Annotated in this window: 12 protein-coding genes; 8 read left to right on the top strand and 4 right to left on the bottom strand. The window is 46.9% G+C overall.

Annotated features, from left to right (window positions below):
• The first annotated feature begins 145 nt into the window (after positions 1-145).
• From QUB08_RS22855 to QUB08_RS22875, 5 genes are all read left to right on the top strand, one after another.
• On the top strand, positions 146-8,785 hold the full coding sequence (locus QUB08_RS22855) for a PAS domain S-box protein (RefSeq protein ID WP_333227386.1): 8,640 nt from the start codon (positions 146-148) through the stop codon (positions 8,783-8,785).
• Positions 8,786-8,788: 3 nt separating this feature from the next.
• A complete protein-coding gene (locus tag QUB08_RS22860) occupies positions 8,789-10,510 on the top strand; it encodes an EAL domain-containing protein (protein WP_333227388.1) in 1,722 nt (573 codons plus the stop codon).
• Between the two features lie 166 nt (positions 10,511-10,676).
• Entirely contained in the window at positions 10,677-11,810 is a 1,134-nt protein-coding gene (locus tag QUB08_RS22865; RefSeq protein ID WP_333227390.1) for a hybrid sensor histidine kinase/response regulator, read from the top strand.
• 728 nt (positions 11,811-12,538) lie between these two features.
• Entirely contained in the window at positions 12,539-14,182 is a 1,644-nt protein-coding gene (locus QUB08_RS22870; RefSeq protein ID WP_333227392.1) for a GTP-binding protein, read from the top strand.
• Between the two features lie 221 nt (positions 14,183-14,403).
• The gene (locus QUB08_RS22875) at positions 14,404-15,333 is read left to right on the top strand and encodes a phosphoribulokinase (protein WP_333227394.1); all 930 of its coding nucleotides are present in this window, start codon (positions 14,404-14,406) and stop codon (positions 15,331-15,333) included.
• Between the two features lie 82 nt (positions 15,334-15,415).
• On the opposite strand, the gene QUB08_RS22880 is transcribed toward QUB08_RS22875, so the two are convergent.
• Complete coding sequence (locus tag QUB08_RS22880) at positions 15,416-15,604, bottom strand: hypothetical protein (protein ID WP_333227396.1); 189 nt, start codon at positions 15,602-15,604, stop codon at positions 15,416-15,418.
• Between the two features lie 110 nt (positions 15,605-15,714).
• Here QUB08_RS22880 and QUB08_RS22885 point away from each other — a divergent pair, with 110 nt between their 5' ends.
• Positions 15,715-16,695 (top strand): ABC transporter ATP-binding protein, encoded by a 981-nt coding sequence (locus tag QUB08_RS22885; RefSeq protein WP_333227460.1) that lies wholly within the window; start codon positions 15,715-15,717, stop codon positions 16,693-16,695.
• A 331-nt stretch (positions 16,696-17,026) separates the two neighbouring features.
• Here QUB08_RS22885 and QUB08_RS22890 read toward each other — a convergent pair whose 3' ends face one another.
• Together QUB08_RS22890 and QUB08_RS22895 are read right to left on the bottom strand one after the other, a co-directional pair.
• Positions 17,027-18,676 carry an ATP-binding protein gene (locus QUB08_RS22890; protein WP_333227398.1) on the bottom strand — a complete coding sequence of 550 codons (1,650 nt, stop codon included), beginning with the start codon at positions 18,674-18,676 and terminating at the stop codon, positions 17,027-17,029.
• A 426-nt stretch (positions 18,677-19,102) separates the two neighbouring features.
• The gene (locus QUB08_RS22895; RefSeq protein ID WP_333227400.1) at positions 19,103-19,285 is read right to left on the bottom strand and encodes a hypothetical protein; all 183 of its coding nucleotides are present in this window, start codon (positions 19,283-19,285) and stop codon (positions 19,103-19,105) included.
• Positions 19,286-19,397: 112 nt separating this feature from the next.
• On the opposite strand from QUB08_RS22895, the gene QUB08_RS22900 reads away from it, so the two are divergent.
• The gene (locus QUB08_RS22900; RefSeq protein WP_333227402.1) at positions 19,398-22,988 is read left to right on the top strand and encodes a VWA domain-containing protein; all 3,591 of its coding nucleotides are present in this window, start codon (positions 19,398-19,400) and stop codon (positions 22,986-22,988) included.
• A gap of 106 nt (positions 22,989-23,094) precedes the next feature.
• On the opposite strand, the gene QUB08_RS22905 is transcribed toward QUB08_RS22900, so the two are convergent.
• A complete protein-coding gene (locus QUB08_RS22905) occupies positions 23,095-23,271 on the bottom strand; it encodes a hypothetical protein (protein WP_333227404.1) in 177 nt (58 codons plus the stop codon).
• Positions 23,272-23,321: 50 nt separating this feature from the next.
• Here QUB08_RS22905 and QUB08_RS22910 point away from each other — a divergent pair, with 50 nt between their 5' ends.
• Positions 23,322-23,681 (top strand): hypothetical protein, encoded by a 360-nt coding sequence (locus QUB08_RS22910; RefSeq protein WP_333227406.1) that lies wholly within the window; start codon positions 23,322-23,324, stop codon positions 23,679-23,681.
• The last annotated feature ends 31 nt before the right edge of the window (positions 23,682-23,712 follow it).

Consider the following 23,712-nt stretch of genomic DNA (forward strand, 5'->3'; position numbering starts at 1 on the left):
TTGAGAGACCTGTTACGATGCTTGAACTTCTATCATCGAGAGGCTTTAAGTTCATCACGGTTTAGCCGACCAGTGCCCGCTATCAGCTCATGTGTTTAAGGCGAAATGGTTAAAAAAATAATCAGCAATAAAACCCTATAAACCCATGTTCAGTCGTACTACGGCTCTCACCCCAATAGAACTCAGGACTGCGATCGTGCGGGAGCCCTTGGTGGTTTCGCCCGATACGACGGTGATGGATACGATCGCCCAAATGAGCGGCGTGCGATCGCTCTGCAACACCGCTAGAACGGCGGATGGTCAACTCGAAGACCTCCACATAGAGGCGCGATCGAGCTGCGTGTTGGTAGTGGAAAACGAGCAATTGGTCGGCATACTGACCGAGCGAGACGTGGTGCGGCTCAGTGCCCAGCAGCGTTCCTTGGAGAATTTGGCGATCCGGGAGGTGATCGCACACCGCGTCGTCACCCTCCGTGAGTCCGCCTTCACCGATTTATTTTTTGCGATTAATCTGCTCCAGCAGCACCACATTCGCCATTTGCCCATTTTGGACGAGTTCGATCGCCTAGTGGGCATAGTCACTCACGAAACTCTGCGCCAAATATCTCGACCGCTCGACTTGTTGCGGTTGCGTATGGTGGCGGAGGTGATGACCCGCGAAGTGATTTGTACCGCGCCGGATTGTTCCCTACTGGCGATCGCCCAACTTATGGCAGAGCATCGCGTCAGTTCCGTGATGATTGTACACCCAGGCGGAATCTCTACTGAACCGCTACAAATGCCAGTGGGGATTGTCACCGAGCGGGATATTGTGCAATTTCAGGCCTTGGGCTTGAACATGGAAACCTGTCTAGCTGAGGCGGTGATGAGTACACCGATTTTTAAGGTCAAGCCAGAGGAGTCGCTCTGGACTGTGCAGCAGATCATGGAGCAGCGATCGATCCGTCGGTTGGCGGTGACAGGGGAGCTAGGAGAACTATTAGGCATCGTCACCCAGACCAGTTTGCTGCAAGCCCTCAACCCGCTGGAGCTATACAAACTGGTCCAGAAGTGGGAAGAGAAGGTGGTGCGGCTAGAGGCGGAAAAGGTAGCGCTGCTAGCAAATCGCAACCTTGATCTCGAGCAGCAGGTGGAAGCTCGGACAGCCGCTCTCAACACCAAGGTACAACGAGAGAAATTAGTCGCAGACTTGGCTACCCAAATTCGCTCGTCCCTAAGCCTGCAAACGATTTTGGATACGACTGTCCAGCAGGTGCGGCAAGTGCTGGGCTGCGCTCGCGTCAATATTTGGCGGTTTGAACCCAATAGGGAAATCATTGTCGTGGCAGAATCCACCGACTCGTCCATATCTCTGTTGGGCCAACGGGTCAATGAGACCTGCTTTAAGCAAGACAATCCTGAGATTTATAGTCAGGGATATGTTCGCGTCGTACCAGATATCTCCACAGCCAAAATATCAGACTGTCATCGGCAGATGCTGATCCGCCTCCAGACAAAAGCCAAACTTTTGGTGCCGCTACTGTGTGGCGATGAGTTATGGGGCTTGCTCAATGCCAGCGAAAGCCAGCACGCCCGCCACTGGCAACCGGAAGAAGTCGAACTGGTACAAGCCTTATCAGTGCATCTGGCGATCGCCATTGGACAAGCCACGATCCACCAAAAATTGCAGAATGAACTGGTAAACCGACAGCGGATCGAAGCCACCCTGATCGAGAGCGAACAACGCTACGCCGCCCTTGCGGCAGCCGCTCCGGTGGGGATTTTTCGCACCGATGCGGAGGGGCTATGCACCTATGTCAACGATCGCTACTTTCAGATCAGCGGACTCACACCAGGAGCCACTATCGGACAGGGATGGCAACAAGGAGTGCACCCCGACGATCGCGATTGGGTCATTGCCCAATGGAAGCAATTCATTCAAGGTAACGACTCTTTTGAACTCGAATATCGCTTTCAACGTCCCGACGGTGAAGTAACGTGGGTTTATGGGCAGTGCGTCGCCGAACTCGATGCCAATGGACATCGGATCGGCTATATAGGCACCATTACCGACATTAGCGATCGCAAACGAACTGAAGCCCGCCTGCAAGAAAGCGAAGAACGCTACGTCAGCCTAGTGGAAGCCGTACCAGTGGGGATTTTCCGCACCGATCCAGGGGGCAACTGCATCTATGTTAACGATCGCTGGTGTCAGATCAGCGGACTCACCCCAAAAGCCGCCATCGGAGAAGGATGGCGACAAGCGCTGCACCCCGAAGATAGCGACTCGATCGCGGTCGAATGGCAACAATCTGCCCAACAAAATCGCCCTTTCCGGCTCGAATATCGCTTTCAACGTCCCGACGGTGCTGTGGCGTCGGTATATGGGCAGTCCGTTGCCGAACTGGATGCAGAGGGGCAAGTAGTCGGCTATGTAGGCGCTATTACAGACATTAGCGATCGCAAACTTGCCGAAACCGCCCTGATCCAGAGCGAAGCCCACAGCCGAGCCATATTAGCAGCAGTTCCAGACATCATGTTTCGCATCGGTGCCGATGGTATTTATCGGGGGAGCGTGACACCCAATCGTCAGCACGACTTTCTCGGTACAGGTGTCGATACCCCTGGTGTGGCGATGGTGGATATTATGTCAGGAGAAATTGCGACCCGACATCTACACCACATAGAGCAAGCCTTACGCACAGGAGAACTGCAAGTTTATGAACAGCAGGTGCACATTGGCCCACGCCTGAAATATGAAGAGGTCAGAGTTGTCAAGAGCGGCGAAGATGAAGCCTTGTTTATGATTCGAGACGTTACGGCTCGCAAACAGGCTGAGCAACAACTGTACCAACTAAACCAACAGCTAGAAGCAAAAGTCGAAGAACGCACCCAAGAGCTTTGGCAAGTCAACAGCCTGCAACGCGCCATCCTCGATGGTGCTGATTACTCAATCATCTCCACTGACCCAACTGGCATCATCCAGACCTTTAATGCTGGAGCCGAAAGGATGCTCGGTTACAGTGCAGCAGAAGTGGTCGGCAAAGGTACGCCCGAACTCATCCACGATGCAAATGAGGTAATTGACCGGGCAGCATCACTATCTGCCGAACTAGGGCAAAATATTCCCCCCGGCTTTGAAGTTTTTGTTGCCAAAGCACGCCAAGGTATTCTCAGCGAAGAAGAGTGGAGCTATATCCGCAAAGATGGCTCTCGATTTCCAGTGTCGCTATCCATCAGCGCCCTCAAGGATGTCAATCAACAAATTATCGGCTTTTTAGGCATCGCCAAAGATATTAGCGATCGCAAACGTGCAGAAGCAGAACTACAGAAAGTATCGGATCGCCTCGCTTTGGCGCTCAAATCAGGGGCGATCGGCTGTTGGGACTTCGATCTTGTACAGAACACCCTCTTTTGGGATGAGCGGATGTACGAACTGTACGGTGTCACAAAACAATCTGATTCCCCTCTGCCTTACGACATTTGGGCAAACCGGCTACATCCCGAAGACCGCACCGCCACCGAAACATTGCTCCAACAAGCCGTCTTAGGACAGGCAGAATTTGATACCGAGTTTCGAGTGTTGCATCCCGATGGTAGCCTCCACTTTATTAAAGCCTATGGTGTCGTCGTGCCAGATGCCCAAGGCAATCCCCAGAGCATGATTGGGGTCAACTTTGATATTAGCAGAGGCAAGCAGGCTGAACTCCAACGACAGCAGTTAATTCAAGAATTATCAGCCTTTAAACAGGCCTTGGATCAGTCTGCCATTGTGGTCATCACCGATCGCGAAGGGGTGATATCCTACGTCAACGATCCCTTCTGTGCGATCTCTGGCTACTCCCGCGATGAACTCATGGGCAAAACCCATCGGCTAGTCAACTCTGGCTATCATCCCCCTGCGTTTTTCCAAGACCTGTGGCAGACCATTACTAGCGGTAATGTTTGGCGCGGTGAAATTTGCAACCAGGCAAAAAACGGTAGCCTGTACTGGGTTGCTAGCACCATTGTCCCCTTTTTGGACGAAGGCGGGCGACCTTTTCAGTATCTAGCCATTCGCTTCGACATTACCGATCGCAAGTTGGCCGAAGCAACGCTTCGGCACGAAAATACTTTCCGTCAACAAATTGTAGAAAACATGACAGAAGGGCTGTGCGTTTTCTATGAAGTTGAGGAGTTTCCATTTGTCCGCTTCACAGTCTGGAATCAGCAAATGCAAACGATTACGGGTTACACCTTAGAAGAAATTAACCGTCTGGGGTTGTATCACAGCTTGTACCTGAATAATCAAGAATCTCAAAAACAGACGATTGCCGACCTGAAAAAGATACGACAAGGGGGCAACTTAATCGCCGTGGATAGGGAAATTAGGCGCCCAGATGGACAGTGCCGCACTATCTCCTTTTCCACTTCTATCCTATTGATGGATGATGAACATCTCTATGTGCTTGGCCTGCTCCAAGACATTACCGATCGCCAACAGACAGAGCTAGAAAATCGCCTTTTGAAAGAACGCCTTGAATTTCTTCTGGCATCGAGCCCCGCCATGATCTATAGCTGTAAGCCCTATGGCGACTATGACGCAACCTTCATGAGCAAAAATATCGAAGCCATTTTGGGCTACAAACCAGAAGAATTTTTATCGGCACCTGGGTTCTGGGCTAACCATATTCACCCAGAAGATGCCCCTAGAATTTTTACACATCTATCGGCTCTCTTTGAGTACGACACGCATCAGCATGAATATAGATTTTTGCATGGCGATGGTCACTACGTTTGGCTACGGGATGCCATGCGTCTGCTGCGAGATGAAGAAGGCACGCCAATCGAGATTGTTGGCTATTTTGCAGATATTAGCGATGTCAAACAAACCGAAGAAACCCTAAAACGACAACTGGCAGCAATTGAGGCGGCGATCGACGGCATTGCCATTATGCAAGGAGACACCTACCTTTATTTGAATCAAGCCCATCTAGAACTGTTTGGCTACGAACATCCTCAAGAACTGGTAGGCAAAACCTGGAAATCTTTGTATTCCCCAGAGGAGTTAGAACGGTTTGATCGGGAAATCTTTCCAGTGCTCGGAGGCGATCGCGCTTGGGAGGGAGAGGCGATCGCCACCCGCAAAGATGGCTCTACCTTTGCCGAAGGGCTATCCCTCACCCTCACAGAGGATGGATTATTGATTTGTGTATGCCGCGATATCAGCGATCGCAAACAGATCGAAGCCCAATTAGCAGAGAGTGAAGCTAAATTCCGGCGGCTGGTAGAAGGGGCTAATGATTTGATCTGGTCATGTGAACCCGATGGGATGCTCACTTATGTGTCACCGCAATTCAAGACCATGTTTGGCTGGGACGAGAGTGAATGGATGGGTAAGTCGTTTATATCTCTGGTGCATCCAGACGATCGTCCTTTGGTGGTTACTGATTATCGGGAGAATATCAAAGTTGGTAAAAAGTCAAGTGATTATGAGTTCCGACAGCGCCACCGAGATGGCAATTATGTCTGGGTGAGAAGCAGCGCCACACCCGTTATAAATGCTGAAGGGGAATTGATTAGCATCCAGGGAATTTTATCGGATATCAGCGATCGCAAACAAGCTGAACTCGCCAGGGAAAGCAGTGAAATCCGCTTCCGCCGGGTCTTTGAGTCCAGTGTGAGCGGCATGATGTTTGCCGATTTTCAGGGGAACATTATCGATGCCAACGATCGCTTCTTACAGATGGTTGGCTACACTAGGGAGGAACTAAATGCTGGGATGATTCATTGGGATGCCATGACCCCCCCCGAATATGCCCACGCTGATGTTTTAGCGATGGAGCGCCTGATGCAGGATGGCGCGATCGATTCGTTGGAAAAGGAATACTACCGTAAGGATGGCAGCCGGATTTCTGTGCTGATCGGAGCCGCACTTCTTCCAGGCTCAGAGGATCAAACTATTTGTGTATTAGTAGATATCAGCGATCGCAAACAGGCCCAGAAGGCTTTGCAAGAATCTCAGCAGTTTCTGCAAACGGTACTCGATACCATCCCGCTTTCGGTGTTTTGGAAGAATCGAGAGTCGGTTTTTTTAGGATGCAATCAGCAGTTTGCCAAAACTCTAGGCTTGCCATCTACGACCGAAAGTATAGGTAAAAGAGATTTAGATATTTGCCAGAAAGAAGTGGAGGCGAACGAGTATTGTGCGATGGATCGGCGGTTAATCGAAACGGGTGAAGCTATATTAGGGATCGAAGAAACGCTAACCCTACCCAATGGTAAACCAATATTTCTCGAAACCCACAAGGCTCCCCTGCGAGACTGCTCAGGTAATATTATTGGTCTGGTAGGCACGTTTCAGGATATCACCCATCGCAAAGAAGCCGAACTGAGATTGCAACAACAAGCAAAACAGGAACGTTTGCTGGGAGCGATTACTAAACGGATGCGATCGTCTCTGCATCTGGAGGAGATTCTCAATAGCACTGTTGAGGAAATCCATCAGCTCTTGCAATCAGACAGAACGCTGATTTATCGGGTTTTTCCTGAAGGGACGGGGGCTGCCATTGCTGAATCAGTTTCGCCAAATAGGCTTAAGCTTCTGGATATCCTCTTCCCAGAAGAGGTTTTCCCCGAAGAGAACTACGATCGCTATATCCAAGGAAGAGTTTATGCCCTCAACGATAGGGAAGATGAAAACGAATCCATCGTACCCTGCTTGGTTGAATTCCTCGCAGACATCCAGGTCAGAGCCAAACTCGTAGTTCCAATTATTCAAAATCAAACCCTCTGGGGGTTGCTGATTGTTCATCAATGCGATATTCCGCGCCAATGGCAAGAGTGGGAAATCAATTTACTTAAACAAATTGCTAACCAATTAGCGATCGCCATTCAGCAATCTTACCTCTACGAACAGGTGCAATCAGAGCTGGCTATCCGCAAGGAAACAGAAAAGGCGATCGCTTTACAACTGCAACGCCAGCGAACTTTGGGAGCGATCGCCCAGCAAATTCGCGAATCGTTGGATATTCAGGAAATTTTGGCGACTGTGACACAGCAAGTCAAAGAAATCTTGCAAGGCGATCGAATCATCGTCATCCGGCTATTTGGCAATGGCAGAAGTCAAATAGTTGAAGAATCTGTGTTGACCGAGTTTCCCGCGCTCAAAAACCTTCACTGGGACAAGCAACTGTGGTCTCAAGAAATCCTCAACCACTATTCCCAGGGCAAGCCCCGTATCGTCCCCGATATAATGACCGATATGGGGACTAATTGCTTGGTGGAATACGCAAGCGTTGGTCAAGTCAAGTCCAAAATGGTTGCACCTATCCTGCAAGAAGTCCGAAGCAGCCAAAGCCATAGAGGGGTTGCCCCTGGGCAAACCAACAAGCTCTGGGGGGTTTTAGTCGTCCATGCTTGCCGAGAAAAGCGAGTCTGGCAAGAGTCTGAAGCGCAACTCCTGCAACAAATTGCTAACCAGTTGGCGATCGCGGTTCAACAAGCTAGCCTATTTGAGCAGTTGCAGCAAGAACTCACCGAACGGCAACAAGCCCAGCAGCAACTCACCGAGCGCAACGAACAACTGGCAGTCTCTAACCAAGAACTGGCCCGTGCTACCCGCCTCAAAGACGAATTCCTCGCCAACATGAGCCACGAACTCCGCACCCCCCTTAACGCCATTCTGGGCATGAGCGAGGGGCTACAAGAGCAAGTATTTGGCATCATCAACGAACAACAAATCAAAGCTTTACAAACTATCGAGCGCAGTAGCTCTCACTTACTAGAGTTAATTAACGACATTTTGGATGTCGCCAAAATTGAATCCGGTCAAATGGAACTCGATTGCACCCCCGTTTCAATCAATCATCTGTGTCAATCCAGTCTGCCATTTATTAAACAACAAGCCCTGCAAAAACGCATCCAGCTAGAGATTAAAGTCCCACTCAATCTGCCCGACTTATTGATTGATGAACGGCGGATGCGCCAAGTCTTGATCAACCTGCTCAATAACGCGGTAAAATTCACTCCTAACGGAGGACGCATCACCCTAGAAGTGAGCGGTCAACAGCGCCGGGCAGACCCAGATTCTGCCGATTCCCCACCCCATTTTTTGGTCACAGAAACCCTGCGAATTGCCGTCATCGATACAGGTATTGGTATTGCCCCAGAACATATCAACAAACTGTTTCAGCCCTTTATCCAAATCGATGGCGCGCTGAATCGTCAATATCAGGGGACAGGCTTGGGGCTTGCCCTGGTGAAACGCATTGTCGAACTCCACGGCGGGCAGGTGTTGCTCACTAGCACTGTGGGTGTAGGAAGTTGCTTCACGATCGAATTCGAGGGCAGGCACGGGGGTACTGCCCCTACTGGTGCGCCATCCTCTGTTGACCCGGAATCCCAGACAGAGCCCCGCATCGAACCCAGTCAGACCCAACAGCAGGAAGGCTCTCCCTTAATCTTGGTGGCGGAAGACAACGAAGCCAATATCAGTACGGTGTCGAGCTACCTGAGAGCTAAAGGCTATCGCATTCTCTTGGCTAAGAATGGAGAAGAGGCGATCGCCCTGGCCAAGTCGGAAAACCCCAATCTAATTTTGATGGACATTCAAATGCCTGGTATGGATGGCCTAGAAGCTATGCAGCAGATTCGCCTCCATCCTAGGTTAGTCGATGTGCCGATCGTTGCCCTAACTGCCTTAGCCATGACGGGCGATCGCGATCGTTGTCTTGCCGCCGGAGCCAATGATTACCTCACCAAACCCGTCAAGCTGAAGCAGTTAGCAGCCACCATTCAACACCTTTTAACTTCCCAGGGAAGATAATTCATGAATGTACCATCTGTTTTGATCGTTGACGACGAACCCGATAATTTTGATGTGATTGAAACTCTATTGAACGATCGACACTATCAATTGCATTATGCTGCCAGCGGGCAAGAAGCGATCGATTCCTTAAACATCTTTGAGCCAGATGTGATTTTGCTGGATGTGATGATGCCAGGGATGGATGGCATTGAAGTTTGTCAACGCATTAAAGCTATGCCCAAATGGGAAGCTCTGCCGATCGTTATGGTGACAGCCCTGACAACCAAAACGGAGCTTGCAAGATGTTTGACGGCTGGGGCGGATGACTTTATCAGCAAGCCCGTGAATCGCTTGGAGTTAACAGCAAGGGTGCGCTCAATGTTACGCATCCATCGACAATATCAGCAATTAGTAAGCTTCAATGCCCGATTAGAAGCAACGGTGCAACAGCGAACCGCCGAGTTGCAAACCATGATTTTTCAGGATGCGCTCACAAGGCTACCCAGTCGGACTTTCTTACTTCAGAAGTTGGCTGAGGTTTTAGAAGCTGGGGAATCCTCGTTTGCGGTGGTTTATCTAGACTGCGATCGGTTTAAACTGGTGAATGGTTCCTTTGGCTACGCTATTGGCAATCAATTGCTGATCGCTATCACAGAACGGTTACAGCATCATCTGCGCCCCGGCGACGTGTTAGCGCGTATGGGTGAGGATGAGTTTTGCTTTTTGCTGCACCAAATTGATGATGCGATCGCCCTTGAACCATTTATCCAAGCTATTCTACGGGGCTTTGACACATCGTTTGTGGTTGCCGATTGTGAACTCTTTATGACTGCTTGTATCGGCATTGCTCTAGGCAGTAGTGTTTATCAACAACCGGAAGAACCCTTGCAAGATGCTGATACGGCCATGTACAAAGCTAAACTTCGAGGTAAAGGCTGCTATCAAATCTTCGATCGCCAGATGTCTTTGGCAATGCTGAACCGCCTGACGCTGGAAAATGATTTGCAGCGAGCGCTGGAACATCAAGATTTTGTCACCTACTACCAGCCGATTGTGAATCTTCAAACCCAAAAAATCGTTGGATTTGAAGCACTGGTACGCTGGCAACATCCCGATCGAGACATGGTTTTACCAGGAGAATTTATCCCCTGCATGGAGGAAACAGGGCTGATTGTGCCAGTCGGGATGCTGGTGTTGAAGCAGGCGTGTCAGCAACTGCGTGCATGGCATCAACGGGGCTGGACGCAGTTAACCATGAGCGTGAACCTTTCTGTGCGGCAATTTACTTGCCCCACCCTCTTGGCTGATATCGATCGGGTTTTGGCAGAAACCGCCGTCAACCCCGCTCACCTGAAACTGGAAATTACCGAAAGCGCGATCGTGGACAATGCTCAGAAGGCAATCGCGCTGACTGAACAATTGCGATCGCGGCAAATTCAGATCAGCATTGATGACTTTGGCACGGGGTATTCTTCCCTGGGTTATTTGCACTGTTTTCCAGTGGATAACCTCAAAATTGATCGCTCTTTTGTCAATCAGATCCAAGCAGGAAATCGCAACTATCAAGTCGTTAACACCATTATTACTCTGAGTAATCAACTCGAAATTTCCGTCATTGCCGAAGGCATTGAAACGACTCAGCAACTTCAGTGCCTCCAACAACTGGGCTGTGAATTTGGACAGGGTTATTTATTTTTTCCACCCCTCGCGGGGGCTGAAATTGAAAGGATTTATCTCAAATAATTTGGGTTTAGCCTTTTGCAAAATGCTCGTTGAGGCACATAGGTGCGAAATTTATGTCAGAAGCAACCAACCGCAAAGAAGCATTTTTGAAATCACTTTGGCAGCACAGCTAAAAACTATCACCTAAACCCATAAAACTTTATACATTATTCCACGGGTTAGAACTATGTCTCAATTCTCTATCTTAATTGTTGATGATGAGCCTGATAACTTTGATGTACTTGAAACGTTGTTATCAGAGCAGGAGTATGAATTGTATTACGCTGCTAATGGTCAAGAGGCGATCGCATCTCTAGATGTATTTAAACCCGATATAATTTTACTCGATGTGATGATGCCAGGAATAGACGGTATCGAAGTTTGTCGGCAAATCAAAGCGATGTCAAAATGGAAAGCTGTTCCAATCATTATGGTAACGGCATTAAGCTCAAAATCAGATCTTGCCCAGTGTCTAACCGCTGGCGCCGACGACTTTATTAGTAAACCTCTGAATGGAATTGAACTGCGTGCCCGCGTACATTCAATGCTCAGAATGAAGCAACAGTATGATAATATCCAGAACTTATACCACATCCAAGAAAATACCATTAATGTCTTGGAAAGCACCCTCAATGAGCTGCGTGGCAACTTAGCTTCTACTCTATCCCACGAACTGAATACGCCCCTCAATGGCATCTTAGGCACGATCGGGTTGCTCAAGGACGATATCGAAAACATGGATATCGCCCAAATCCGTGAGATCCTAGGCTGGGCCCATGACTCTGCCCGTCGCCTAGAAAAATTAACGAAAAAATTCCTGATTTATTTAGGATTAGAACTATCGGCAAGTCAACAGCATAAGATCGAATCTGCCCAAGCTCAATTTTCAGCTTGCGCCATTGAAGCCCAGTTGAAATACCATGCTCAGAAGGTCAACCGTAGCAACGATCTGTTGTTAACGCTTGAGGAAGCGGAGATCGCTCTATCAGACGGATATCTATCAACGATTCTCCATGAATTAATTGATAATGCACTGAAATTCTCCTCACCAGAGACAACTATTAAAGTTAGTAGTCAAGTCCTAGGGGAGATGCTGCATTTATCTGTACATGACTCGGGGCAGGGCATGACAGAAGAGCAAATTGCTAAAATAGGTGCCTTCATGCAGTTTGAGCGCAAGACGTATGAGCAGCAGGGCAGCGGTATCGGCTTAAAAATTGTCATGAAAATTGTCGAACTGGCAGGAGGAGAGTTCTCAATTACCAGTATCTATAAAAAGGAAACAACGGTACATCTCACTCTGCCGATTGTCGGCAATTAGCAATCGATTCCGGTGCAACCGGAATCATTGTTGACTGTTGACTGTTGACTGTTGACTGTTGACTGTTGACTGTTGACTGTTGACTGTTGACTGTTGACTGTTGACTGTGAGTCAAAAAAATGAAAATGGCGCGAATTATTTGTTGGCAGCTTGATTCGACTTTACGCCCGACTTTCTAAGCGCGGATTTGATATCATTCCGGCGCAGGCGGAATTGATATGAGAAGGAATAAATTTGCTTTGGCTGGGAATGGCAACACATCAAAAAAGATGAACGAGCAGGAGAAATATTTGACTCCGAATTAGAGATTGCTTCTGCGGTAATTCATGAGGTACAAGGTAAAGAAAAAACCGTACACAACCTTACACAACCTATTAAATTTAACTCGAATAACTCTACTTAATCTTTTGTTACATACTGGCGAATTTTGCCACAGACTTAGTAAGTTCTCGTGCAAGCTACAATTGCAGACTCTGGCGCGATCGCACTTTATATGCACTCGCTACCACTAAAACCCCGCAAATCGCGCCCGCAGTGCCACAGAATCGGGGTTTGCGGGCTCACGCAGTACGATCCTCTTCGACGAGGGCTTTCCTTCGGATCGCTTCGCTAACGCTAACGGGCGCTTCGCCATTTTAGATTTTAGAAGATTTTAGATTTGCAATGACTGAGGACTATCGGGGTAATGTAAAAATCAAAGCATAGCCCTTTTATTTGCCACTTTCCTCATGCCTTTGCCGCGCCTGTTAACCTTAATTGCTGCTTTCTGCCTCACCCTGGGGCTGATTATTGGGCTGGTGAGTTCCTTAACAGGGCTTTACAGTCAAGTTGCGTGGTCTGCTTCTCCGCTGCTGGCTAATTTGCTGATTTTCCTGATAATTGTACTTTTGGGAACCCTAATTTTTGCGCTGGTTTACTATTTTAGGCTGCTGCAACGCCCTCAGAAAGTTAAGGGAAAACGGCCGATTACTCCGAAGATTCCTGTTGTGAAAAGTGAAGCAGCTTCGGAAAATCTCAAAGCAATCAGGCAACAAGTCGATCGCATTCAAGATGAAGTAGCGCGGCAAGCTTTGCTGTTGAGAGCCCGCGAAATTGAAGCTAGCATGGCGAGGGGCAGCGTTCGAGTAGTTGTTTTCGGCACCGGTTCTGCGGGCAAAACTTCCGCTGTGAATGCGCTGGTGGGGCGGATGGCGGGACAGGTGGGTGCGCCGATGGGAACTACCGAAGTTGGGGAAACTTACACTCTTTCATTGAAAGGAATCGATCGAGAATTAGCAATTACTGATACCCCAGGCATCTTGGAAGCGGGAGTTGCGGGGACTTACAGAGAGGAATTGGCGAGGCAGTTGGCGGCGAGGGCTGATTTGATCTTATTTGTTTTGGACGGCGATTTACGCAAATCCGAGTACGAACCGCTGCGGACTTTGGCGGAAATTGGCAAAAGGTCGATCGTGGTTTTTAATAAAGTTGACCTTTATCCCGACACCGACAGAGATGAAATTCTCGATCGGCTGCGGCAGCGAGTCAAAGGTTTTGTATCAGGAATGGATGTAGTAGCAATTAGCGCCAATCCGCAAAAAGTTGTACTAGAAGACGGCACAATTTTTCAGCCATACCCGGATATTATGCCATTAATTCGGCGCGTCGCTGCGATTTTGCGAGCCGAAGGTGAAGACTTAATTGCGGACAATATTTTGCTGCAATCTCAGCACTTGGGAGACCAAGCGCGCAAGTTAATTGACGCTCAAAGAAGGCGGCAAGCTGATAAGGCAGTAGAGCGATTTCAGTGGATCGGAGCCGGAGTAATTGCCGTAACGCCTTTGCCTGTTGTGGATTTGTTAGCGACAGCAGCAGTTAACGCTCAAATGGTAGTAGAAATTGCCAAGATTTACGGCTGCGAATTAAATATCGATCGCGCGAAAGAATTGGCATTGTCTCTAGCAAAAACCCTAGCAAGTTTGGGAATAGTTGAAGGCGTAATTCAAGTAGTATCAAGGGCGTTGCAGTTAAGCGTAGCCGGGTTTGTACTTGGCAAAGCAATTCAAGCAGTCAGTGCGGCTTATTTAACCAGAATTGCAGGTAAAAGTTTTATTGAATATTTCCGCCATGATCAAGATTGGGGCGACGGCGGCATCACCGAAGTTGTACAAAGGCAGTTTCAGTTAAATAGGAAAGACGAGTTTGTCAAAGCATTTGTCAAAGATGCGATCGCCCGCGTTGTCGAACCTCTGAACATCTATCAGCAAGAATCGGAACCCGAATTAGAAATGTCAGCGGAATTGGAACCAGAAATAGAACCAGAACCTTTGTATCAGCCGCCGCAACAAGATGATTGGGAAACTTACAGCAACAAACGAAAGGATGACTGGTAATGGGGCAAACAGGGAATTGAGAATTGGGTAATTACGATCGTTCAATGAGATGTTCCCTTCCTTCTGCTTTGTTGATTTTTATTAAGAAATTTTACAATAATTTTACATAGGGGGGAGACTCCGGGGGGGGGAAAGTCCAACCGAGCGATCGGATCGAACACAATTTTGATAAGATTTAAGATTGACAACAAAATTTGCTATTGTGCGTCCGGGTAAAAACAATGAGCGATCGACCAATTATTCTCGGTATTGTCGGAGACAGCGCAGCGGGCAAGACCACCCTGACGCGGGGAATTGCCCAAGTATTGGGGCCAGAAAATGTCACTGTGATTTGCACTGACGACTATCATCGCTACGACAGAAAGCAGCGGGCAGAAATCGGAATCACAGCATTGCATCCCGACTGCAATTATCTCGATATCATGCAGCAGCACCTCAGCCTGCTGCGTACCGGACAAGCAATTCTCAAACCCATCTACAACCACACCACAGGTACATTCGACCCACCGGAATACATCAAGCCCAGCAAATTTGTAATAGTTGAAGGTTTGCTGGGTTACGCAACCCGAACAATCCGCGATTCTTACGACGTAAAAGTGTATCTTGCTCCTCCCGAAGAGTTGCGAACTCAGTGGAAAGTTAAGCGCGATATCATGAAGCGCGGTTATACAGAAGAACAGGTGCTTGCAGAAATAAAAAAACGGGAACCGGACTCTGAAGACTTCATTCGTCCTCAGCGCAAATCGGCCGACGTTGTAGTTAGTTTTTACCCGCCCGAAGCGGAAAATGAATCGAATTTGAGCGTCCGTTTAGTGCTCAGACCGACAATTCCTCACCCTGATTTTACTGAAATTTTAGGTCGAGGCAGCGAGAGTTTTAAACCTGCAATTCGCTTGGGACTCGATCGGGATATGGGCAAACCAGTTGACGTTTTGGAAGTAGACTCCCATGCTACCAGCGAGCAAGTAAACGAACTGGAAATGATGTTGTGCAGCGAGTTGCCCCACCTGCGGGGATTTTGTTCCGCCCAAGGCAACCCGGAAATTGGCAAACTGATCGGCACAACAGGTGAAGTTTTGCAAAGTTACCCGCTAGCTTTGACGCAGTTGCTAGTTGCATATCACATGATGAAAGCAATTCATGTGTATTAGTTAGTTGTTAGTTTTTAGTTGGCCGTTGTTGGTTGTTAGTTGTTATTGCAATGATTAATAACCAATAACCAATAACCAATAACTAATGTACTCGCAAAGTCGGGTTGGCAGTGCCTAATTGCTGAAGTGGCATGGACACTGGCAACTGACTTTGAGGTGCGGGCAGCATTTCGCCTCGGAAGTCGAGGAGGGTGACAAGCAGCAGATAGGCAACTGCTAACATTATAGAAATCACTCCGGTGATAATAGCAACAAGTTTTGAACGATCCATATTCAGCAAATTTTAACTACAGCTAATATTAGTTTAACATTAAAAATAGCAATTATTACTTAACTTATGCAATAGAATATAATCAGGTGCTAGTTATTTCTCTGACAAAAATGGAACCTCTTGTAGATGCGCCAAATCCCATCGAGATGCCCAGAGCTACCCCAGTGGTGGAAACATTTAATCTGGGGAAGTTCTACCGTACCGGCTTCTGGATGAATGAAAAAATTGAATCGCTTAAAAATTGCACTCTGACTGTCTCTGAGGGGGAAACTTTCGGGTTGTTAGGGCAAAATGGAGCGGGAAAAACTACGCTGCTTAAGACTTTGCTGGGGATAGTGCGCCCCACTTCTGGGCGGGCGCTGCTGTTGGGGAGGCCTTTGGGCGATCGCACTGTGAAGCAGCGAGTCGGTTATTTGCCAGAAAATCCCTACTTTTACGATTATCTCACGGGCTGGGAATTCTTGCAATTTGCGGCCGGCTTATTTGAAATTCCCCCCTCAATTCAGCGACAGCGAATTCCGAATTTACTAGACTTAGTTGGGCTATCTCAATCGGCGGCAATTAAAAAACAGTTGCGCCAGTATTCTAAGGGAATGCTGCAACGGATCGGCATGGCTCAAGCTTTGATTAACAATCCAGATGTGGTATTTTTAGATGAGCCGATGTCTGGTTTAGATCCGATGGGGCGCTATCAGATGCGGGAGATAATTTTATCCCTGAAAAATCAAGGAAAAACGATTTTTTTTAATTCGCATATATTGTCTGATGTGGAGAAGATTTGCGATCGAGTGGCAATTTTGGCGAAGGGTGAGTTAATCTGCATTGGTGCGATCGACGAAATCCTCGGCAAAACTGAAACTTACCGGGTTGAAGGTAGGGGCGGCCACTTGAATATCCTGAAAAAATGGATACCGGATATGGAAGTTGATAATGATTTGTGGTACGGTCATTTGCAGGGCGATCCGAAGGAGTTTATTTCTAGTCTTAGCGGTACGGGAGGGCAGCTAATTGCCATGAATTTGGCTAAGCCTACTTTGGAAGAGTTTTTTATGCAGCAACTGCAAGAAAGAGGGATTTATTCTAGTGGTTGAAGTATATTAAAAGAGGTAGATTGGGATTGATGGTGGTGCGGGGGCGGGTTTAGAAGATTGTGGGTTTGGGGCAATTATTGTCGGTCAACCCGCCCCTACAGAGTTATTGAAAATGGTGCAATATATCAGTTTAATCTCACATTCTGCGCCATTTTTATACATCCTGTAGGGGCGGGTTCACCAACAGATTTAACGGTGCAGACAGGTTAAATAAACCCGCCCTCCAGGTTTTTATAGTTATTTTGAAAGAGGTAGATTGGGATTGATGGTGGTGTGGGGGCGGGTTTATGAGATTGTGGGTTTTTGGCAATTATTGTCGGTGAACCCGCCCCTACAGAGTTATGTTTTTTACTTCAGTTAACAGTGGCAACTCTATATTTCCACACACCAACTCTGCACAATTCCACTGTCGCAAATACTCACAAACTTCAGAAATAATCGCATTTGCCGCATCTAAATCTCCTGCTTGAGAAGCATGATAGTGCGCTCTGATTAGCGGCTTAATATCCTCGATATCTTGCCATTCTGATTTTGGTTTGAGGGGAATGCTGATATAATAGTGATAGGCTTGGCTGTGGGCGGTACGTAGATTTTCGGGATGTTGACTTAGCAGGTACTCGCCCTTTTCTCGGACTAGGGGATGCAACTGATAGGATTTGAGGTGGCGATCGTAATATAGCAATTGTCGGCGCTTGAGTGCCTGAATAATATTTTCATTAAGTTCATACTTGCTAACTTCTGGCATTTGAGCGCTAATTCCTGCAAAAGATAGCGGATATTCTGAGGTTTGGTAGACAGAAATTCGGCTGAGACAAGTTTGCTCGCCGTCGCCCAGACGCGCTATCATTTCATCGATCGCTCTTTCAATATCTCGAATCAGCAACCAGTCTCTCTGGTGCAGAAAAATCCCGACATTTCCCTGAAACTCGGTATCGTCTCGAATCAAGGCAGCCACGAGTTGTAAGGCTTTGGGATGTCCTGAATAGCGATCGCATATTTCGGCTAATTCCTCTGCATTCGCAGTCAGATTAAAAGATTGCAATAGGGCAACTGCGGCATCTCGATCCAATCCATTTAGCTGGATTTCGCGGGTGACTGTTGACGGCAATTCGGCTAAGCTTTCGCGACTGGTAAATATAATTTTGCTTTGATGTTCTGTTTCTAATAACTGTTTGAATAACCAAGCATATTCTGCACAATCTTCGGCGAAATAACCAGCGGCTTTGGCTTCTCCTGTTTTCAAAAGTGTGTCGGCGCGATCGAAAACGAGCAAGCAAGGTTTTTCTCTGAGGATTTTGAGCAGATTTTCGATTTTTTTGAAAGAGTCATCTTGAGCAGTGACGGCTGCGGTAATGTCGCCGTTGGAGAGGGTGAATAGCAGCGAGTCAATGGTGCGATCGCAGGGGGGTGCTTTGCCTGTTGCCGATTGCAAGGATTGCCAAGCGGTGCAGGCGAAGGGGGTTTTTTCTGTGTGGATTTGGCGAATTAGTTGGCTGATGAGGGTGGTTTTGCCGATGCCTGGTAATCCGACTATTGAGATGGCGATGGGAACCCCCCAGGGCGGGCACGGGGGCACCGCCCCTACAAGATGGGGTTCAACAATTAGGGTTTTTAAGGTGTCGATTTCTTTGGTGCGGTGTACCCAATTTCTGACGGGGGGTAAGTTTTCTGGGAGGGGGAAAGTGCGATCGTTTTGGCAGTCGAGAGGAATATCTGCGATCGCGGCGGCTAAAAGTGGTTCTGTTTTATTGATTTTATAGCCTTCCGCAATGTATTCCCAGTTTTCTATTTCTACCGCTTTGCAAATATTGATAAAGTTCTCTCGTCTAATTCCTATTTTCGCCCAAAACCGCTTTAAGGTAGCTGTTGAAACTAAAGCGGCGACACACCAGGTATCCTCAGTTTTGTTCCATCCGAGATTGCGTCTTACCATGTCAATGATTTTTAGCCCTTCTTCGGATGCTCTGAGCAAACCTGCCATTGCTACTCCTCTACGGAAACTCGGCCTTAGTAAATAATGTTACATGATTTGGTGAGCCAAATGAGCCAAATGAGCCAAATGAGCCTTTGATGTTGAGCCAAATGGTGAGCCGTTAAGCCTATACAGATTCAGGATTGTGGAGTATTGTGAAATGATGTGTTTGGCTGTCAGCTACGTTTGACGGTGCATCGGGCGGGCGATCGGGGATACAGCTTATCTGCTGTTGGGAGCAATGTAAAGTTTTGTTACAAAAATAGGGCGATCGGCATAAAAAGCAGAGGAAGGCCCTGATAGATATTTAGGAAAGCTTGCTAGGCGGGCTTTGCTGGTTTTGACGCAACTATATTTGTGAGGAGATGGGATTATGAAGTTACTGACAGATGATGTGTTGTTGGGTAGTGCAGTGGATGCAAGTGCGATCGCGCCTCAAGAGGAAGAGATTAAGGGCGATCGAATCTTGTCCTCTGCTTCGGATACCCGCATTGCTAGCCAGTTAGGAACCAGTTCGTCTTTCATTTCGACTTTCGACGGACTAAGCGGACAAGTTGGAACGATCGATCCGTCAGCAAAATTCACCCAAATTGCTAGTACCTTCAGTTTCTCCGACATCGCTGTTTCTAAAGACGGGACGATTTTCGGAATTACGCCTACTCAGTTATTCAAAATCGATCCAGTATCGGGTTTAACTTCATTTGTTGGCGGCCTCCCTGCGGGTGTCAACATGAATGCTCTAGAATTTGCGAATGATATCCTCTATGGGGCTGGGGATTCTAACTTATATGCGATTAATACCACTAATGCGGGATTATATTTAATCGCTAACTTGGAATCTACTGGATTCAATAGCAGTGGGGACTTGGCATTTGATGCTCCGAATAATCGATTTTTAGCCACATCGAAGGGGGCGACAAGCGATAGTTTGTATGCAGTATCTCTCACTGGTCAAGCAGCAAAAATTGGCGATATTGGCTTTAGTAATATTTTAGCCTTGATGTTTGAGGGCGAGAAACTTTTTGGTTTCACGGCGGATGGGGCGCGAATTGCGATCGATCCTGGAACAGGAGCGGGGGTTTTTGATACCCTTGTCAAGGGGATTAGCGATCGAATTGGGGGAGCATCTGGTATTCAAATTAAGAAAGGAGAGGTACTATCGAGCACTCCCGGAACAATTCTGTCAGCGGATACGATCGATGTGTTTTTACCGCCTGGTGGCGAAATTACTTTAGATATTACGGTGACGGTGCCTGGGGATGCTTCTAGTTCAACGACTCGCAGCGCATTAAGTGTTGAAAGTGTGGATACTGTGGCTGCTCAGATGCCAAGTTCTTCAACAGTTAGTGCTAGTGCGACGAATGACCAGCTTCCACTTGATGTTTTTCTGCTGCAAGACGCTTCTAACTCGTTCAGAGATGATGTGTTTACTTTCCAGCGTCTAGTACCAAATTTAGTTGATACTCTGTTAAATCAGCAGCCAAATACTCAATTTGGTCTTGGCAGTTTTGTTGACAAGCCAATAGAAGGAATCGGAAATATTGAGGCTGGTCATTATGTTTATCGAACTAATCTGCCATTAACCAAAAATGAAAATGAACTGCAATCGGCAGTGAATAATCTAACTATTCTCCCTGGTAATGCTCAAGAACCGGAAGCATCACTGGAAGCCCTGTTACAAACGGCACGTCGTGCTGGCACTTCTGAAATTGGTTTCCGAGATAGTGCGCGACGTGTTGTTGTTGTAGCTACAGATGCACCGTTTTACCAAGCGGGTGATGGTGGGATTCAGGCTGGAATTACCAGACCAAACAATGGCGATGCTGTCCTTGATGGCAATCCGCCGGGAACCGGAGAAGATTATCCGAGTATTCAGCAAGTTCGCGAGGCGTTGATTGATGCAGGTATAGTGCCTATTTTTGCTGTTACATCTATATCCGAAATAGATAATGTAAACAATATTTCAGTGTATAACGACCTAGTTAATAAATTAGGTTTCGGTAAAGTTGTCAGATTAGACTCAGATAGTGCTAATTTGGTGAGTGCAATTACAGAGGGCTTAGATCGAGTCAGTCAGGAAATTACTCTCGTACCTGCTGATGATGATTTCAACTATGTGAAAGATATTTCACCCAAGAAATTTGAAAATGTCAAGCCGGGTGATCAGCTAAATTTTAAAGTCACCTTAAAATCGGATAGTACAGGTGGTGACGATAATCTGAAACTGCAAATACCTGGATTTGGTAATCTGGGTGATACGAAGGTTAATGTGCGAACAGAGCGAGTTCCCACCGTAGTCAATAACCCTCCCTCAGTCATACAAGGTTCTGTCACTGGTCAATTCAAATTATCGCCTGATGATTTTTTATTGCAACAGAATCTGGTAGCAACCGCTGGGGGTCTTCTTGGTGGTGCAATAGGAGTAACCTTTGTTAACCCATTATTTGGACTTGCTACAGCAGTAGGAGCCGCTTATGCTGTTCCAAAACTTGGTGAAGGTGCCGGATCTTTTCCTTATGGAGTCTTGGGTCGTACAAAGTTTGAAATCACAGATCCCGACAATCCTTCTCAACTAAAAATGGTTGATCTAGTTGATGATCGACCAGATAAAATTCGAGATCCTTCTTCTCCACCACCGAAACCTGGTGATTCGACAACTTCAAAGCGCCAAATTGAGCTAAAACTGTTTAGCCCTACAGATAAGCAACCATCTCTTTTTGAATCAGAAACTGAAACAGGAAAAACCTGGGTTGTTATTCACGGGTGGAATGATGGGCCGACAGGAAACTTACCCAAACTAGCAGCAGCTTTAGCAAATGTCCGACCTAATGATAGAGTTTATTTCTTAAACTGGGAGCAAGCTTCTGTTAATGGTCGCCTAACTAATGAGGATAAAAACCCTGTTGATCCATCTTTAAGAGTCGGTAACTATTTGGCTGCGAAGTGGATTAGACCTGTTGCAGAATTTGTGGTTACAAAACTACTAAAAGAATTAAAAATAGATTCTGTGGCAGCTAGCAAAAGTCTAAACTTAATAGGTCATAGTCTGGGTTCATTAGTCAGCGGTGAAATCGGTCGCCTCTACAAAGAAGGCTTCAAAGATGACCAAGGCAACGAAATAAAACCTAATGGAGTAGGTGTTAGCACAATTACTGCTTTAGATCCACCATCAGAAAGCAACATCGATCTCCTAAGCCTTGCAGGTGTTGACTATGATTTAGATGGTCGAAATACTCAAGCAGATTCGCCCAATAAATTTAGTGAAGTCTCTAATTACTCTCTAGCACTTGTGGGAGCACGAAGCCTTGCCGGAAATCAGCAACTTGCTGCCACTGCTGATGAGTCATTTCAAATTAATTTTGGAAGTACACTAGATTTTAGTAGTGAGCATGGTCAGGTTGTCCAGACTTTCACAAAGTTGCTTAATCAGGATATAAAGGATCAGCAACTAGGATTAATCCAGCAAGAAATCATCAAGGATCGCATTCTTACTGAGCGAGAGCGGTTTAAGGCAAGATCGGACTCTTATTCTCCAGGCCATGAAGGAGTGATGGCAGTTAAAGCAACCGATCAGCCAATCTTTCTGGCTACTAAGGATATTAACTCAGCAAATGATGAGATAATCTATGGCAGCATTGACAATAACATAGGCGATCGCAAATTAGACGGCAGTAATATCCTGTTTGGTTTAGGAACTGGGAACCCAATTTTCACAGGCACAGGAAATGACAAAATCTTCGGCGATGCTGGTAATGATGAAATTAATGGCGACAGCGGTGATGACACTCTTGATGGTGGAGCAGGTAACGATACGCTGATAGGCGGCAATGGTTTGTTCGATTCTGGAAAAGATGTACTTGAAGGCGGTGAGGGTAATGATGTAATAACAGGCGGTGGTGACAAAGATATCCTCACTGGTGGAACCGGTTCAGATAGATTAGATGGTGGGAACGATGATGATGTTCTTTTTGGTGGATTGGACAAAGAGCAAGACATCCTAATCGGCGGTTTAGGTAATAATTTGTTTCTGTTGGCTACTGATACAGGTTTACCTATTACAGATACCGCTAATCTAGACAAAGTTGACATAATAGAGGATTTTCGTGCAGGTTTCTTGCCGGACGGCATAGGCGGCGATCTTCGTGGTATCAGCGGAATTGGGTTACTCAACGGTTTAAATCGAGATCAAATTGAAGTGGAAAAATTGGGTGATTTCTTTAACCGAAAGACAGCCATTATTGCTAATGGTCAGTATTTGGCTGTGCTCAAGGGTGAGTGGTTCACGCAGGGTGATTTGAGATTGACTGAAATACCAACTTGAACATTAGGATCTCTCTTTAATTGTATCTCATCTGAGTGCTAACAATACAATTGTATTGTGTGCGATCGCCCTTAATCCATCTGCGTTCATCCCCGTTCATCTGCCTTTATCTGCGGTTCAAAAAAAGCGATCGCCCTTTATGACAAAAAGTGCGATCGCCCTTCCCCCCATCCGCGTCCATCTGGGTGTATCTGCGGTTCAAAAGAGCGATCGACCTTTCGTCAATCCGGGCGATCGCACTTTTTATATTACCTAGTTCAATATCAAAATTGGTAATAATCAAGATGTCCCATGATAGGAGCAAGTCAAAGAAGTGCAAGCTAATTCAGATAAATGACAGACGAAACTAGACGACAAATAGCTATACGACTAGCTAGAGAACTAGCATTAATGACAGTCATTTCACCGAAAAGACCGGGGCCAGGCTTTCATACCTTTAGTGAATTTAAAAGAACGATGGGGGTGGCAGGATCGGGCTTAGCGTGGCATCATATAGTTGGGCAAACAACATCAAACTTACAACGATTTGGGGCAGAAGCAATACACAATACAGGCAATCTCATCCGACTCGAACACGGTACTGGGTCAATTCATCAAGAAATTACCAATTTATACAACTCCATCCAACCCGAACTAACTGGAACAAATACTTTAACAGTTAGAGCATGGATCGGCACTAAATCTTTTGAATAACAACAAGACTTTGGCATCAGAATTATCAGAG

The organism is Microcoleus sp. BR0-C5, from assembly GCF_036705045.1.
Classification (GTDB): Bacteria; Cyanobacteriota; Cyanobacteriia; order Cyanobacteriales; family Microcoleaceae; genus Microcoleus.